Source organism: Williamsia sp. (assembly GCF_036566845.1).
Lineage (GTDB): Bacteria > Actinomycetota > Actinomycetes > Mycobacteriales > Mycobacteriaceae > Williamsia.
In genome coordinates this window covers 1-16008 of sequence record NZ_DATCVM010000240.1, presented here as the reverse complement: position 1 = coordinate 16008, position 16008 = coordinate 1, and the positions used below count along the sequence as shown (strand labels likewise).

The 16008-nt window shown below is 64.9% G+C and carries 13 protein-coding genes and 4 tRNA genes; 3 read left to right on the top strand and 14 right to left on the bottom strand.

Going from position 1 to position 16008, the window contains the following annotated elements; translation table 11 throughout:
• Nucleotides 1-7: 7 nt before the first annotated feature.
• From VIQ49_RS23080 to VIQ49_RS23055, 6 genes are all read right to left on the bottom strand, one after another.
• A tRNA-Trp gene (locus VIQ49_RS23080) sits at nucleotides 8-80 on the bottom strand.
• A gap of 215 nt (nucleotides 81-295) precedes the next feature.
• On the bottom strand, nucleotides 296-1381 hold the full coding sequence (locus VIQ49_RS23075) for a fused (3R)-hydroxyacyl-ACP dehydratase subunits HadA/HadB (protein WP_331888924.1): 1086 nt from the start codon (nucleotides 1379-1381) through the stop codon (nucleotides 296-298).
• Between the two features lie 157 nt (nucleotides 1382-1538).
• A complete protein-coding gene (rpmG, locus tag VIQ49_RS23070; protein WP_028463290.1) occupies nucleotides 1539-1706 on the bottom strand; it encodes a 50S ribosomal protein L33 in 168 nt (55 codons plus the stop codon).
• A gap of 107 nt (nucleotides 1707-1813) precedes the next feature.
• Nucleotides 1814-1887 (bottom strand) — tRNA-Met (locus VIQ49_RS23065).
• A gap of 66 nt (nucleotides 1888-1953) precedes the next feature.
• Nucleotides 1954-2026, bottom strand: a tRNA-Thr gene (locus tag VIQ49_RS23060).
• A 159-nt stretch (nucleotides 2027-2185) separates the two neighbouring features.
• A tRNA-Tyr gene (locus VIQ49_RS23055) sits at nucleotides 2186-2266 on the bottom strand.
• A 162-nt stretch (nucleotides 2267-2428) separates the two neighbouring features.
• Between VIQ49_RS23055 and VIQ49_RS23050 the strand changes: the two genes are divergently transcribed.
• Together VIQ49_RS23050 and VIQ49_RS23045 are read left to right on the top strand one after the other, a co-directional pair.
• The gene (locus tag VIQ49_RS23050; protein ID WP_331888923.1) at nucleotides 2429-2920 is read left to right on the top strand and encodes a YajQ family cyclic di-GMP-binding protein; all 492 of its coding nucleotides are present in this window, start codon (nucleotides 2429-2431) and stop codon (nucleotides 2918-2920) included.
• Between the two features lie 126 nt (nucleotides 2921-3046).
• Entirely contained in the window at nucleotides 3047-3931 is an 885-nt protein-coding gene (locus VIQ49_RS23045) for an LLM class flavin-dependent oxidoreductase (RefSeq protein ID WP_331888960.1), read from the top strand.
• Nucleotides 3932-3966: 35 nt separating this feature from the next.
• On the opposite strand, the gene VIQ49_RS23040 is transcribed toward VIQ49_RS23045, so the two are convergent.
• From VIQ49_RS23040 to VIQ49_RS23025, 4 genes are all read right to left on the bottom strand, one after another.
• Nucleotides 3967-5574 carry an ABC transporter permease gene (locus VIQ49_RS23040; RefSeq protein ID WP_331888922.1) on the bottom strand — a complete coding sequence of 536 codons (1608 nt, stop codon included), beginning with the start codon at nucleotides 5572-5574 and terminating at the stop codon, nucleotides 3967-3969.
• On the bottom strand, nucleotides 5571-6470 hold the full coding sequence (locus VIQ49_RS23035; RefSeq protein ID WP_331888921.1) for an ABC transporter ATP-binding protein: 900 nt from the start codon (nucleotides 6468-6470) through the stop codon (nucleotides 5571-5573). Before VIQ49_RS23035 ends, VIQ49_RS23040 begins: the two co-directional genes overlap by 4 nt.
• 138 nt (nucleotides 6471-6608) lie before the next feature.
• On the bottom strand, nucleotides 6609-7466 hold the full coding sequence (gene htpX, locus VIQ49_RS23030; RefSeq protein WP_331888920.1) for a zinc metalloprotease HtpX: 858 nt from the start codon (nucleotides 7464-7466) through the stop codon (nucleotides 6609-6611).
• A 147-nt stretch (nucleotides 7467-7613) separates the two neighbouring features.
• Nucleotides 7614-8624, bottom strand: coding sequence for a polyprenyl synthetase family protein (locus tag VIQ49_RS23025; RefSeq protein ID WP_331888919.1), 1011 nt, complete (start codon nucleotides 8622-8624; stop codon nucleotides 7614-7616).
• Nucleotides 8625-8677: 53 nt separating this feature from the next.
• On the opposite strand from VIQ49_RS23025, the gene VIQ49_RS23020 reads away from it, so the two are divergent.
• Nucleotides 8678-9931 carry a geranylgeranyl reductase family protein gene (locus VIQ49_RS23020; RefSeq protein ID WP_331888918.1) on the top strand — a complete coding sequence of 418 codons (1254 nt, stop codon included), beginning with the start codon at nucleotides 8678-8680 and terminating at the stop codon, nucleotides 9929-9931.
• 74 nt (nucleotides 9932-10005) lie between these two features.
• On the opposite strand, the gene VIQ49_RS23015 is transcribed toward VIQ49_RS23020, so the two are convergent.
• From VIQ49_RS23015 to VIQ49_RS23000, 4 genes are all read right to left on the bottom strand, one after another.
• Nucleotides 10006-13344: an SNF2-related protein gene (locus tag VIQ49_RS23015; protein WP_331888917.1), complete on the bottom strand. Its 3339-nt coding sequence runs from the start codon at nucleotides 13342-13344 to the stop codon at nucleotides 10006-10008.
• Nucleotides 13345-13500: 156 nt separating this feature from the next.
• Nucleotides 13501-14190, bottom strand: coding sequence for a demethylmenaquinone methyltransferase (locus VIQ49_RS23010; RefSeq protein WP_331888916.1), 690 nt, complete (start codon nucleotides 14188-14190; stop codon nucleotides 13501-13503).
• Between the two features lie 79 nt (nucleotides 14191-14269).
• A complete protein-coding gene (locus tag VIQ49_RS23005; RefSeq protein WP_331888915.1) occupies nucleotides 14270-15430 on the bottom strand; it encodes a glycosyltransferase family 1 protein in 1161 nt (386 codons plus the stop codon).
• Nucleotides 15431-15455: 25 nt separating this feature from the next.
• Nucleotides 15456-15926, bottom strand: a complete 471-nt coding sequence (locus VIQ49_RS23000) for a DUF3592 domain-containing protein (protein ID WP_331888914.1) — start codon at nucleotides 15924-15926, stop codon at nucleotides 15456-15458.
• Nucleotides 15927-16008 lie beyond the last annotated feature (82 nt).

Below are 16008 nucleotides of genomic sequence, written 5' to 3'. Positions count from 1 at the left end.
CCAAGGGCAGGGGCGACAGGACTTGAACCTGCAACCTGCGGTTTTGGAGACCGCTGCTCTGCCAGTTGAGCTACGCCCCTTTGGATCGTCTCGGCTTCGCTGACCACGTGATGGCCCTCGAGTCCTCGTCGACCCGGCGTCTGGACTACACAAAACCAACGCGCCACCCTCAGGGCAGCGCGCAAGTATGAGTAAGACTCAGACTTTAGAAGTGTACGTCACCAGGTGGGTCGAACTCCAACCAGCTCTGTGAGCTGGGCTTTGTCGGTTGACAACCCGGTTCGGTACGAGAGATTCAGTTGAACTGCACGGTGGCGAGTGCGCGCCCGAAGATCTTGCGCTCGCCTTGTTTTGCCACCATCGCGATCTGACCGCGCCGGGTTTCCGGATCGAGCGACTTCACCTTGCCGGTGAAATCAACCGATGCGTAGTCGTCTGCGGGTACGTATACGGGGCTCGTGAACCGCACGTTGTACTCACAGATCGCGGCCGGGTCTCCGATGAACTCTCCGAGGAAACTCGCTCCGAGACCCATCGACTGCATGCCGTGGGCGACCACGTCGTCCAGGCCGGCGACCTTGATGACCTCATCACTGTAGTGGATGGGGTTGGGATCGCCTGCGACACCCGCGTAGTTGATCAGGTTGCCGCGGGTCAGCTTGAAGGTCCGCGGCGGGAGTTCCTGTCCGACGGTGAGCTCATCGAAGCTGATGGCACCGTAGGCCCCGGGGGATGTGGTGGGGTCCGGGTCGTCGTACCGGGCGAACGGCCCCTCGACGGTCTTGCCCGGGTTGATGCCTGCGGGTTCCCGCATCATCACGTGCTCGAGTTTGTCGACGAGAGCCGGGTCCGCTTCCACCGCGGCGCGTGCGGCCAGGCTGGTGAAGGTGGTCATCACCGGTTCGCCCCGCTGGTTCCAGATGACGTTCTTGGTGACCATCAGGTCGGTGCCGGACATCTGCCGGAAAGACTCGAGGGAGACGTCGCACACGAGCTGGTCGCCGACCTTGATCGGCTGGTGGAAGACGAGCCGCTGATCGCTCTGCATGATCTGCCAGAGGTCGTAGCCGGTGACGACGTCTTCGAACAGACGGCGCTGAGCGATGATCCCGAGGACCGAGACGAACGTGGGGGCGGCGACGAGGGTGTCGTGGCCCATTTCGCGGGCCTTCTCCTCGTTCCAGTGCACAGGGTTGTTGTCCTGCACGGCACGGGCGTGTTCGCGCACCTTCTCGCGTCCGACCTCGTAGTAGTCGTCGACGGTGTACTTGAAGCCGACCATCGCCTGCGTGTGCGCTGCGATCTGTTCGGGAGTCGATTTCTGGCCGACACCGGACTCTTCTAGGCCCTGCTCGACCTGTACTTCGCTCGCGTTCGTCACTCGACCGACCTCATCTTTCGACTATCAATCTCGACACACCGACCTGGCTGTGGAGGCGGGCTGGCATCGCCCATCGTTCCGCTTCAACACCAAAGACCGGGAACACTGACGCGTCCCCGGTCGAATAGGCAGTCAGCGACTGACCACCAGATGGTGGCTAGCGCGATTCCTTGTGGTTCTGGTGAGTTCCGCAGTTCGGGCAGAACTTCTTGATCTCAAGACGATCGGGGTCGTTACGCCGATTCTTCTTGGTGATGTAGTTGCGGTGTTTGCAAACCTCGCAGGCCAAGGTGATCTTGGGGCGCACGTCTGTTGAGGAGGCCACGGGATTGCCTTTCAGGTGGATCGTGTGGTGTGCCTCCGGAGAGGGAGGCACTCGGTGGTCATCGCCGTAGCGATACTGCTAGCGCGTTGCCGGAGGCGACACTTCTGTAGCGATGGCCGGACTCGAACCGGCGACCTAACGATTATGAGTCGTTCGCTCTAACCAACTGAGCTACACCGCCATGGCCCGGAATCGACCGCGGCGGGGCGGCGTAAAGCAGTCCCACCGCTCGATCCTGAGTCCAGCGAGCCCCCTGACGGAATCGAACCGTCGACCTTTTCCTTACCATGGAAACGCTCTACCGACTGAGCTAAGGGGGCGTGGCTCTGTGCTCCGGCGCCTTGCGGCACCCTTGCGTTAGGGCCTCATCGAGATTACACAGCGCGCCCGGTTGGTGCCAAATCCGCTGTTCATCTCTGCTTTCGCACCAAACGGCCTCTCACTGAAACATCCAGTTCGAGACCGTTTTTCTGGCGCTGTGGCAGGTATAGGATTCGAACCTATGTAGCTTGCGCGGCGGATTTACAATCCGCTCCCTTTGGCCGCTCGGGCAACCTGCCGTGCCACTTTCCGTTGTCTTTTGGACCGTCGGAAAGCAACGCGGGAAACATTACATCCAGTACCCCCCATATTCACAAATGCGCTGCTCAGGGGCATCGGATTGACGCCTTTCGGGCCAGGATGCAACGTTTCGGACAGGCACCCGACTAGGCTTGTCTGTTATGGCAGATTCCAGTTTCGACGTGGTCAGCAAACTCGACCGCCAGGAAGTCGACAACGCGCTCAACCAGGCCGCCAAAGAGCTGTCGCAGCGCTACGACTTCCGCGGCACCAACACCACCATCGAGTGGTCCGGCGAAGAGAACATCGTGATCACCTCTGACGCAGAGGAGCGGGCCCAGGCCGGGCTCGAGGTGTTCAAAGAAAAGCTCATCCGCAGAGACATCTCCCTCAAGGCGTTCGATGCCGGCGACGTGGTGGGCTCGGGAAAGACCTACAAGATCACCGGGTCCCTGGTCCAGGGCATCGATTCCGAGAAGGCCAAGAAGATCACCAAGGCCATCCGCGACGAGGGTCCCAAGGGTGTCAAGGCACAGATCCAGGGCGACGAACTCCGCGTCTCCAGCAAGAAGCGTGACGATCTCCAGGAAGTGATCAGCCTGCTCAAAGGCAAGGACTTCGAGATCGCCCTGCAGTTCGTCAACTACCGCTGACTCTTCGCCGAAATCGTCCCCCTCATCGCCGGCCGAGGGCATATTTCCCTCGACCACCGATCAGGGGGACGATTTCGGTCACGTTCGGGCGGTTGATGCCGCAGAATCAGCCCCGTGCAGGTCGGAATGACGATGCCGGTGATGGAACCGGACCTAGATGCGGCAGTGCTCAGAACGTGGGCGAGGAAGATCGACGAAGGCCCGTTTTCGTCGCTCTGCTGGGGTGAACGGATCGCCTTCGACAACCCCGACAGCCTGACGCTGCTGGGTGCGATGACGGCATGGACCGAGCGGGTGCGCCTGGTGACCACCGTGATCGTGCCGCAGTTGCACGATCCGGTGATGCTTGCGAAAGCACTCGCCACCGGCGATGTCCTCTGCTCAGGACGCCTCACGGTGGGTGTCGGTGTGGGTGGTCGCCATGAGGACTACCGGTCGGTCGGCGCTGATCCGAAAACCCAGACGATGCGGCAGATGGCCGATCGGGTCGGCGTCATGCAGCGCGTGTGGGCCGGTGAGCGTCAAACCGACTCCGTGTTGCCGGTCGGTCCCGCGCCGGTCCAGGACGGCGGACCCCCACTACTCGTGGGCACCACCGGACCCAAGACCCTGCGCAGCGCGGCCGCCTGGGCCGATGGATTGGCCGGAATCTCCCTCGACCTCGATGTCGGCAAGCAGCGAGAGCTGTTCGACGTCGCCACCACGGCCTGGTCCGAGGCGGGCAAGAAACCGCCGCACCTCGCGACGTCGTTCTGGTTTGCTCTCGGCGACCCCGAACCCGCTCGCGCCCAGATACACCAGCATCTACGCCGCTACATGAACTGGATCCCGGCCGATTTTGTCGACGCGATCGCACCCACGACCGGCTGGTCCGGCTCGGAGGACGAACTCGCCGCCGTGCTCGGGGAGTTCGCCGCGATCGGCACCGACGAAGTCCACCTCATCCCAACCAGTTCCGACACCGGCCAGCTCGACCGCGTCAGCGAGATCGTCAAAGATCTTCAGCTGTAGGGTCGCCCAGTTCCGCCAAGGACGATCGATCGCCGTCAGTCCATGTCGCGGCGCATCAGGCCAAGGGTTCCGGCTGCCGTGAGAATCACCGCCACCGCCGCGAGCCACAACAACGGCACCAGGTCGAGATCGACTGCCGGTACCTGCGGCACGTGCGAGAACGGTGAGATGTTGCTGACCCACTCCGGGATCCGCAACACCGGTGCCAGGACGTAGATCGCGACACAGAACACGAGTCCGATCCAGGCGATGGCGGTGTAGCGGTTCGCCCAGCCGTACACCACGGCGACCACACCGGAGAGACAGAGCAAGGCCGGCAGGTAGGCGATGGGTGCACCGGCGAGTGATCCCGTTTCGGACCAGTCCCCCGTGAACGTCCCGTACCCGAGCCCGAGCCCGATTCCGGTGGCCACGAGTGCCAGCAACGCTCCGGCCAGGGTCATCAGTCCGTGCGCGCCGGCCCATCGCAGCCGCGAGAGTCCGGTCGCGAGCAAGGCCTCGGTCCGGCCCTCACTCTCTTCCCGGTGTGGTCGCATCGCCGACGACACGGCAAACCCGGATGCGATCAGTGCCAGCATCAACACCGATGACGCGTAGAACGAGTCGGTCAGTGACGGTCCGGCCTGCCCGAAAAGGTCACTGGCATAACCGGAGTCGCCGATCACCGGCTCGACGTCGTCGCCGATGGTTCCATATGCGAAGCCGCACAACAGCATTCCGAAGGACCATCCGACGATCGAACCCCGCTGCAGACGCCAGGCCAGGCCGACGGGCCCGGACAGTGTTCGTCCAGCGGTCGACGGGCCGGGTCCCGGTGTCCAGAGTCCGGCACCTTCGTCCCGCCGGTCGAACATCATCACCACCAGCACCGCGGAGATCACCACTGCTACCACCGAGAGCAGCGCCGGCCACCAGATCTCTCCTGCGTAGGGGCGCATGGCCTGTCCCCATCCGATCGGTGACAGCCAGGACAGCACACCGTTGCCGACGTCGCCGATGGCGCGCAGGACGTAGGCGGCTCCGATGAGCCCTCCCGAGGCGGCGTACACACCTCTGGTGGTCGGGAAGACCTGCGCCATCACCGCAGTGGCGGAACCGAACACCATGCCCGCGAGCGCGGCCGACAATCCGAGCGACACCGAGCCAGCCACCGGTAGTCCGAACGCCACCAGGCTCGCGGTGATCAACACACCGACGAGCACTGTGGCACCGGCGGTCAGGATCGCGGCAGCGGTGGCGGTGGCCAGTCTCCCGACGGGCAGCGCCAGTACCAGCTCGCTTCGACCACGTTCTTCGTCTTCCCGGGTGGTGCGCCCGACCAGGAACATCGCCATGAGCCCGATCGCGACAGAGCCGAATGCCGATGCCTGCCAAGCCGTCTGACCGCCGACGGTGTCGAGGGCCCGCGGCGGTCCGGCCATCGCCACGAATGCGTTGTTGGCGCTCATCGCCGCGGCGGCCGAATCCAGATCCGCCTGTGTGGGATACAGCGAATCGACGCCCGCGGCGGTGGCGTAGTAGAGCGCGACGATCCCGATCGTCCACCACAGGACCATCGAACGGTTGCGGCGCAGATGGAATCGCAGGAGGATTCCGGTTCGGGCAGCCGCCGTCGGTGCCGGAAGTGTTGCGGCAGAAATCATGACGACGCTCGGGCGGGATCTTCGTAATGCCGCAGGAAGAGCTCCTCGAGTGTGGGCGGCGAACTCGTCAGTGTGCGTATGCCGAACGTGCCCAGAACCTCGAGTGCCGGCCCCAGCTGGTCGGCATCGACCTGAAACTTGATCCGGGTGCCTTCCACGACAAGGTCTTCGACCGTGGCCCGGCTTCCGAAATCGGTGGGCGCCGTCGTCAGTTCAGCGGTCACCGCCGTTCTGGTGAGGTGCCGCAGTTCTGACAAGGTGCCGGTTTCGACCGTCTTACCGTCACGGATGATGGTCACCCGATCACACAGGTGTTCCACCTCGGCGAGGATGTGGCTCGACAGCAACACACTTCCGCCGGCATTGCGAAAGTCGTCGACCAGTGCCTGGAATCGGGACTCCATGATCGGATCGAGGCCGGAGGTGGGTTCGTCGAGGATCAGCAGTTCCACATCCGATGCCAGTGCGGCCACCAGTGCGACCTTTTGCCGATTTCCCTTCGAGTACGCCCGCGCCCGTTTGGTCGGGTCCAGTGCGAACTGTTCGATCAGTTCGTCGCGCTTGCGCTGGTCCACTCCCCCACGCAGACGGGCGAACAGGTCGATCACCTCGCCGCCGGTCATGTTGGGCCACAGGTTCACGTCGCCCGGGACGTAGGCGATCCTGGTATGCAGCGCGGCCGCATCTCGCCAAGGATCACCGCCGAGCATCGACACCGCGCCCTCGTCCGCCCGCAGCAGCCCGAGGAGGACCCGAAGTGTGGTCGACTTCCCGGCACCGTTCGGTCCGAGAAACCCGTGCACCTCACCCGGTGCGACATCGAGATCCAAGTGGTCGAGCGCGGTGAACCGCCCGAAACGTTTCACCAGTCCGCGGATCTCGATGACGCCGTCCATGAACACCTCCGAAAGTCACTGCAGTTCGGACTCCGATGGCGAGCGTAACCCGCCGCGCGTGACGAAACGCTCCATCTACACGAAGACGCTCCGGGTGCAACCGGAGCGTCTTCGTGAAGGTGGAGCGTTTCTCTGGGGTCAGCCGTGGCCGCGCGACATCTCCTCTAGACGCCGGATCCGGTCCTCCATGGGCGGGTGGGTGGCGAACAGTTTGCTCATCTTCTCGCCGGTGCGAAACGGGTTGGCGATCATCAGGTGGGACTGCGCGGTGATCTCGGGGCTCGGTGGCAGCGGGGCCTTCTGGACGCCTCCGGAGATCTTGCGCAACGCCGAAGCCAATGCCAAAGGGTCACCTGTCAACTCGGCACCCGATGCGTCCGCCTGGTACTCCCGGGACCGCGACACCGCGAGTTTGACAACGGTCGCGGCGATGGGACCGAGAATCGTGATCAGCAGCAGCACAATGGGATTTGCACCACCGTTTCGGTTGCCACCCAGGATGAAGGCGAAGTTGGCGATGCCCGTGATCACGGCCGCCATCGCGCCGGCGATCGACGAGATCAGGATGTCGCGGTTGTACACGTGCGAGAGTTCATGGCCGAGAACGGCTCTGAGTTCCCGCTCATCGAGGATCTGGAGGATTCCGGACGTGCAGCAGACGGCCGCGTTTTTGGGGTTGCGTCCGGTCGCGAAAGCATTGGGGGCTTCCGTCGGGCTGATGTACAGCGCCGGCATCGGCTGGCGGGCGGTGGTCGCCAATTCACGAACGATGCGATAGAGCACCGGGGCCTGAACCTCTGTGACCGGCTGCGCACGCATGGACTTGAGCGCCATCTTGGCGCTGTTGAAGTAGACGTACCCGTTGAGGCCGATCGCGAAAAGGATCGACAGCAACAAGATCGCCGGACTCCGGAAGACCGCTCCGATTCCCACGATGATGGCCGACATCAGGCCCAGCAGCAGAACTGTTTTCAGTCCGTTGGCGTGGCCGCCCATTGAACACTCCTGTCTGTTGTGCTGGAGTCACAACGAACGAACCCGGCGTCCAGGTTCCCGGCCCACCCCGATGATGTGGCCTTCTGGCGAAGAAAACCCCAGGTGAGCACCGCCAGAAGGCCACATCATCGGGGTCTGTGGGGGGCGTCAGCCGATGCGGTCGATCGTGTAACGAACCAGCGAGCTCATCGCGTCGTGCGCGGGACCTTCCGGCAGGCCCGCCAATTCCTTGTAGGCGGCGTCGGCGTACCCCTGCAGGGTGGCCTTCGCCTTCACCAGACCGTCGGACTTGTTCAGCAATCTCAGGGCCTCGGCGACCTCGTCGTCCGAGGTGAGTGCGCGCGGGCTGCCGTCGGCGGCCACCACGAGTTCCCGCAACCGGGCTTCGGCCGGATCTGTGAGCGCATAGAGCACGGGCAGGGTGTGCACGCCTTCGCGCAGGTCGGTGCCCGGGTTCTTACCGGAGTCATCCGCTGCCGAGCTGATGTCGATGATGTCGTCGGAGACCTGGAAGGCCACACCGACGGCGTCGCCGAGCCGCGAGAGCCGTTCGATCTGCTCGGTGTCCGCTCCCGACGCCATGGCACCGAATCGGCCACTGGCCGCGATCAGCGAGCCGGTCTTCTCCCACACGACCCGCAGGTAGTGCTCCACCGGATCGACCTTGCCACGGGCGCCGACGGTTTCGCGCATCTGACCGGTCACGAGTTCGGCGAAGGTGTCGGCGATGATCAGGACCGCGTGGGGTCCCAGTGTCGAGACGAGGCGGGAGGCACGGGCGAAGAGGAAGTCGCCGGCCAGGATCGCCACGCTGTTGCTCCACCGGCTGTTGGCGCTGAGGGCGCCACGGCGAAGCTCGGCTTCATCCATCACGTCGTCGTGGTACAGCGTCGCGAGGTGGACCATCTCCACGACGGTCGCCGATGTGATCACCTCGTCGGCATGCGCCTGTGGACCGAAGTGCGCCGACAAGATCGCGAAGATGGGGCGGAACCGCTTGCCCCCGGCTTTCGCGAGATGTGTGGCGGCTTCGGTCAGGAAGTCCTCGCCGGAGGATAGTTCTCTGAGCAGGAGCTCCTCGACCCTCTCCAGCGACTGCGCCACGTCCTCGGCGAAAGCCTCGGAACCCATTTCAAGACCTGCGAACGTTGTCTTCACGCCTGACCTGCTCCCGTCATAGGGAGAGCCTAATGGTGCGGGATACTTGCCGGGTGAGTGCACCCATCCGCGTTCCCGCGCGCACCGAGGTTCTGGTTGTCGGCGCAGGTCCTGGAGGCTCGGCCGCTGCTGCTGCCGCTGCGTCCGCCGGCCGCGAGGTCACGTTGCTCGATTCGGCGGTGTTTCCCCGCGACAAGACCTGCGGCGACGGGCTGACCCCGCGGGCGATCGCCGAACTCGATCTGCTCGGGCTCGGCGATGCCTTCAGCGGCCCCCGGATCGAAGGCCTCGACCTACAGGGCTGGGGTGGACGGCAGCAGGTGCGCTGGCCACAGAGGTCCGGGCATTTCCCCGCGTACGGCAGTGCGGTCGCCCGAACCGAACTCGACGACCGTATCCGGCATCACGCGCTCGAGGCCGGAGCCCGGATGGTGTCCGGGGTGAAGGCGGTGGGGGCAACCATCATCGGCGGCAAAGTGACTGCGGTACAGGTGAACACACCCGACGGCCCGGCGCAGATCGAGGTCGACAAGGTGATCGTCGCGGACGGGGTCCGGTCGGCACTGGGCACGTCACTGGGCCGTAGCTGGCACCGGACCACCGCCTACGGTGTCGCGGCGCGCGCCTACGTCGAGTCCGACCGCTGCAACGACACCTGGATGGGATCGCACCTCGAATTGCGCGATGGCGCAGGCGAATTGCTACCCGGCTACGGCTGGGTCTTCCCGCTCGGCACAGAGTCGGGGCTGGTGAACATCGGCGTCGGCGCACTCGCCACCGAGAAGCGGCCGGCCCACATGGCGCTGCGACCCATCATCGAGCACTACACCAATTCCCAGCGCGACGACTGGCAACTGCACGGCAAACCCCTGCGCATCGCGTCGGCCCTCCTGCCGATGGGCGGGGCCGTATCCGGGGTGTCGGGAGCGAACTGGATGCTGATCGGTGACGCCGCGGCGTGCGTGAACCCGCTCAACGGCGAGGGCATCGACTACGCCCTGGAGACCGCGCGCCTGGCCTCCGAAGTGCTTGGGGAGAACGACTTCTCGACGTTGTGGCCGGACCTTCTCCGGTCGCGCTACGCTTTGGCGTTCTCCGCCGCCCGACGCCTGGCCGCGGTGTTGACCGTTCCCCGTGTGGTCCCGCTTCTGGGTCGTCCGGGTATCAGGTCGACCGCGCTGATGGAGATGGTGGTCCGGGTGATGGGCAACCTGATCACGGAGGACGACTCCGATCTGATCGCCCGCGCCTGGCACGTCGCCGGCCTCGCCAGCGCCCGCCTCGACACCCGCCCGCCCTTCACCTGACCCCCGACCTCCCGATTTGGTGGGTTGTGGCGAGCATTCGCCCAGGTAGAGACCACCAAGACCCACCACTATCGCTATTCGAGCATCTTCCGGATGTCTTCGGCGTCGACGGCGGAGGAGAACATCTCTCCGTCGTCGACGACTGCGGTGAACAACTCACGTTTACGATCCTGGAGCGCGATCACCTTCGCCTCGATCGTGTCGGCGGACACCAGCCGGTAGACGGTGACCGGCCGGGTCTGTCCGATCCGGTGCGTGCGGTCGATGGCCTGGGCTTCAGCGGCCGGATTCCACCACGGGTCGCAGACGAAGCAGTAGTCGGCCTCGGTGAGGTTGAGGCCGAATCCGCCGGCCTTCAGGCTGATCAGGAACACCTGTGTCACACCCGACGTGAAGTTGCCGATGGCAGCGGTCCGTTCCTTCGCGGTCAGCGATCCGTCGAGGTAGCTGTACCGGATGCCGTCCGCTTCGAGTGCCTTTCGCAGGACGTCGAGGAATCCGGTGAACTGGCTGAAGACAAGTGCGCTGTGACCTTCTGCAATGAGCTCGGGAAGCTGTTCACGGATGAACTCCACCTTGGCCGAGGCCACGTCGCCGTCGGCCGGATCGACGAGTCCGGCGTGCAGACTCAGCTGCCGGAGCATCGTCAACGAACGAAAGATCTGGAAGCGGTTCTTCTCCCAGTCCCCGAGCAGTCCCAGCACCACTTCGCGTTCCCTGATCAACCGGGTGTCGTAGATCTTGCGGTGCTTCGTGGACAACTCGACCTGTAAGACCTGCTCCTGCTTCGCGGGAAGATCACGCGCAACCTGATCCTTGGTGCGGCGCAACATCACCGGCTTGATCCGCTTGCGAAGCACCGGCAGCCGTTCTGGATTCTCACCCTTCTCGATCGGTTTGCGGAAGAACTCGGTGAACGTCCGGGGGTTGGGGAACAGGCCCGGCACCGTGATCGACAGCAGCGACCACAACTCCATCAGGTTGTTCTCCATCGGCGTGCCGGTGACGGCGAGCTTGAACGGGGCGCGGAGGCGGCGGGCGCACTGATGAGCTTTGGAGTTGTGGTTCTTCACGAACTGTGCCTCGTCGAGAAGCATTGCTGCCCAGTCTTGTTCGTCGTAGGTGTCGAAATCGATGCGGAGCAGGGCGTAGGTGGTGATCACCACGTCCGCGTCGGCGATCTGCTCGGCCATCGGAGTGCGGCTCCGCGCCTGGGAGGCGCTGATGGTGACTGCCTTCAGGTCGGTGAACCGGTGGCACTCCGATGCCCAGTTTCCGACAACACTGGTGGGGGCAACCACCAGAAACCGTCCGGTTTCCCCGTTCTCACGGGCGCGGGCGAACAGCGCCAGTGTCTGCAGGGTCTTGCCCAGTCCCATGTCGTCGGCCAGGACACCGCCGAGTCCGTTGTCCCAGAGGAACGACAGCCAGTCAAGGCCCTCGCGCTGGTAGTCGCGCAGAGTGGCCCTGAGCATCGTCGGTGGTTCGACGTGCTTCGGCGGTCTCGCAGCGCTGAGCTTCTCCACCCGTTCGGCCCACTGCTCGAGTTGCTCGTCGACCACCCCGAGTTGCAGGAGTTCTTCCCACAGTGTCACATTCGCCGGAAGTACCGGGACCCGGCCGGAGTCCAGCTCCCCCAACGTCTCGGCTTCGGTCATCAGCTTCCGGAGCTTGGTCAGCTCCGGGGTGTCCAGCGGGAAGTAGACACCCGAGGGCAGCAGCATATGAGTTGCCCCACTGGACAATTCAGCCAGCACGTCGGCGACCGGGACCTGCTCGCCGTCGACGTCCATGGTGATGGCGAGGTCGAGCCAGTCAGACTCCCCCGCGCCGGCGGCACTGAACCGCAACCGCGCACGCTCGGTGACCTGTCGAAAGCGCGTCGTGACCTCGGCAACATCGAGAACCAGATCGTCGCGATCGGTCAGGCCCGGCAAGATCTCCGCGAACAGCCGAGCCGTCTCGACCGGCGTCAGCTGCAGGTCGCGGCGCAGGACCCCGATGGTGGTGGCATCGATCGCGGCGACGACGTCGGCGGGCTGCAGCTCCTCGAGCGCGGGGTACCCGCGTGTCCCGGGCGTACCGCCGATGTACGCCACCAGGATTCGGTAGGTCGCCACCTGGGAGACGAAGGCAACGTCGGCCATCACCCGCCGGAGACCCTCCCACTGTTGTTGTTCGACGTCCAGGTCTCGCCACTGCGGTCGCGCGGTCCAGCTGTCGACGAAGTCGTGGACCGTGTCGTTGACCAGATACCTGGTGGCCCAATGGGTGTGGGCCACGTCGTTGACGAGCCGGACGACGAGGACAGGAAACGGCCCGGAGATCACCGGCGGTGTGAACAACGATTCGTCGACCCGCACCGGCACCGTGTCGCGCAGGCGTGGCAGCATTTCGGCAGCGAAGATGCCCGCGTCGGCGGCGGGTATGACAACCGGCGGGCCGTCGAGCAGTTGCGCGATGGCACCGTCACGGGGATCGAACGGCGCCAGCGTGAGCACACCGTCGTCGTCGACGTACGCGGCACCATGCGGGACAGGCTTTCCCAGAACTTCCGTGAACTCCGACGGCAGCGGCATCCCGTCGATGTCGATCTCGATGTCGACCCGCGCATCGCCGCCGAAGTCGCCATCGATCGTCAGAGTGAGGCCCGCCCTCTTGCCGATCCGCACCTCCTCGATCGACGAACTCGGATCGCCGAGTATCGGGATCCCGGCGGCCGCGATGAGGTCGAGGTGCTGCCAGATGGTGGTCGGAGCTGTCTCGAGGACCAACGCGCGCGGATGAGCAAAGCCCGTCGCGTGCAGGGTCTCGCGGGCCATCGCCTGCAGCACCGCGAGTTGAGCGAGCTCAAATGTTCCCGCGTCGAGACCGATCAACGTCGGCCAGTCGATGCCCGAGCGGATCCACTGGGTGCGGGTCCCCGGACGCAACAACCGCAGAGCCAGCTGCGCCGGTTCGATTCGACGGCCGCTGCGCACGGGTTCGGTGAGGAAGACCTGCACCGCCAGCGACTCGGGTGCTGTGGGCCGTGTTTCCTGGAACAGGGGCCGCAGCCGCTGCTCCCACGGCCGGGCCTGCTGCGCAACGAACGCCGGTAGGCCGGCATCGACATCCTCGGCGAACGTGAGCAGCAGCGCCACGGCATGTTTGCAGAAATACCCGATCGGACAGGTACAGGACGCATCCGCGATCTTCCAGTCGACACCCATGTTGCTGAAGACGATCCGCACACCGTAGGTCGAGACCCCCGAACCCCGGCATCGTCCCGTCAGCCGGTGTTTGGCGTCGTCCCAATCCACCGATGCGAGGCGGCGTTGTTTCGCGTACGCGGACCCACGGATGATCGTCCCGGGGTCGAAGTCGTCGGACAACGACGCCGGGGTGATCAGATGTGCCCAGTCGGTGGTCATTGATTGCAGGTTAGCGAGGCCATGCGACGCACCCGCGGCCCCGCGGCGCACCGGGCACATTCATCCACAGTTCCGTCCGTCCTCCACACCCCGATGATGTGGTGTTTTGGCGGTTAAAAGCCCAGGTGAGCATCGCCAAAACACCACATCATCGGGTTATCTGGGCTTGATGCCCCGATGCAGTGCGGTGATACCGAAGGTGAGATTGCGCCACCGCACCTCTTCGAATCCGGCCTTGCGCATCTGCTGCGCCAACGCCGGCTGATTCGGCCATTCACGGATCGACTCCGCGAGGTACACGTAGGCCTCGGGATTACTCGACACCTTGGTGGCCACTGCGGGCAGCGCCTTCATCAAGTACTCCATGTACAGCACCCGCATCGGCTCGAAGACCGGGGTGGAGAACTCGCAGATCACAACGCGCCCACCGGGTTTCAGAACACGGAACAGTTCGGCGAAAGCCACGTCGACGTCGTTGACGTTGCGCAGACCAAACGAGATGGTCGCGGCGTCAAAGGTGTTGTCGCCGAACGGCAGATGCAGCGCGTCGGCCGCGACCTTCGGCACCGGACGCTTCGCCCCGGCCCTGAGCATGCCGAGGGAGAAGTCGGCGGCAACACACTGGGCACCTGATCGCGCGAGTTCGACGGTCGACACGGCAGTCCCGGCCGCGAGGTCGAGCACAACATCGCCGGGGCCGAGCGCCAACGCCTTACGGGTGGCCACCCGCCAGCCGCGATCCTGGCCGAACGACAGGACGGTGTTGGTCAGGTCGTAGCGCCCCGCGACACCGTCGAACATGGCCGCGACGTCTGTGGGATTCTTGGCCAGCGATGCTCGTGACATGACCGCAACCGTACCGGCTCGCCCATCGGTGGCCGCGGCTCCACCCGCTGGCACCCTCACAACAACTTCCGGCTCCGTCTCAGGCTGCTCGTCGGCGCGCGGCCCGGTCCCGTCCGAGCACCACGTCGTAGTGCTCGAGGAGCTGATCGGTGATCGCCGACCACGTCTTGCCCTGCACACTCCGGCGGGCGGCCGCACCGAACTCGGCGCGCACATCGGCGTCGCCGAGAGCCGTGATCGCATCGGAGAGACGCTCGGAGAAGCCGTCGAGCCCGAGCAGAAATCCGGTTCGACAGTGGTTGATGAGATCACGGGGTCCGCCGGCGTCGGGGGCGATGGCGGGGACGCCACTCGCGAGCGCCTCCTGGACCGCCTGACAGAACGTCTCGTGCTCACCGGCGTGGACGAACACATCCAGACTCGCGTAGGCCCGGGCGAGTTCGAGGCCACCGAGTTCACCGGCGAACACCGCGTCGGGCATCAGTGCTTCGAGCTGCCTGCGTTGCGGACCGTCGCCGACGATCACCAGCTGCACGTCGGCACGGCCGGACAGGATCGCCAGCCGTTCGACATGCTTCTCCGGCGCGAGCCGGCCGACGAACCCGACGACGAGTTTGCCTTCGGGACTCCACCGGGCACGCAGGGAGTCGTCACGGCGGGAGGGATGAAAGCGGATGTCGTCCACGCCACGACCCCAGTGGTGAACACGCGGAACACCCCGGTCCCGAAGAGCTTTCACCGACACCGACGACGGGGCCAGGGTGCGGTCGCAGGCCTTGTGGAGTTGCCGGGTCCAGGCCCAGGCGGCCCGGGTGCCGAGCTTCATCCCGTAGCTGGCGGCAAACCCGGCGACGTCGGTCTGGAACACCGCGATCGTCGGGACGTCGAGCCGGCGAGCGCAGGCCGCCCCGGCTGCCCCGACCACAAACGGGGAGGCGAGGTGGACGATGTCGGGGCGGAAGTCGGCCAGCTCTCGATACATCGACAACGCCGGTACTCCGATCGGCAACGAGCTGACCAGGGGAACCATCACCGACGGGAGATATTTCACCGTCGCCTCCGACACCTCCCCGGGTCCCGGTTGCTGCCGTCCCGAGCGTTTCGCCGACCAGGGGATGTCGGGCGCGATGATCAGGACCTCGTGTCCGTGGCGCTCGAAGTTCTCGGTCACCCGAAGGACCGAGTTCACGACACCGTTCATGTTCGGGAGGAAGCTCTCCGTAACAATTGCCACTCGCACCATGCCAGTGTCGGACTCCAAGTTGTCAGGCGGTGTTCGATGCCGTGACGGGGGGAGAAACCGAAGATGAACGTCCATTGCCCCGCCGGCGGTTGATCTCGGCCAAAAGCACCATGATCCCGCCGATGACCAGCCAGGAGTACACCAGCACCGACAACGCCGGAAGTATCGACAGGCTCGCATCGCGACCGGTCACGCGGACGAGTTCGGGGTCGGACCGCGAGTAGTCGACGCTGATGCGCTGACCCTCCGTCAGACCGCCCGGATAGAAGACGCCCAGGCGAGGGCTGTGGAACATACCGTCCGGGGTGGAGAACGAGACCGACGCCTTGGTCGGGCCGGCGCTGGTCACCTCGGCCACCGTCGTCGCCTTGTCCGAGTTGATCAACGCGTCGTTGCGGTACGCACCGGCAACCATGGTCGCCATCATCGTGGTGATGATGATCCCGACAGTCAGCAGCCCGATCTGAACACGGCGCAGCACGGTCGGAGACATTCCGCCACCATAGTCACCCGGTCGCGACACCCCAATTCCTCGTCGCCGACCGGACGTCTCTGGTGAGCCCGGTCAGAGGCGG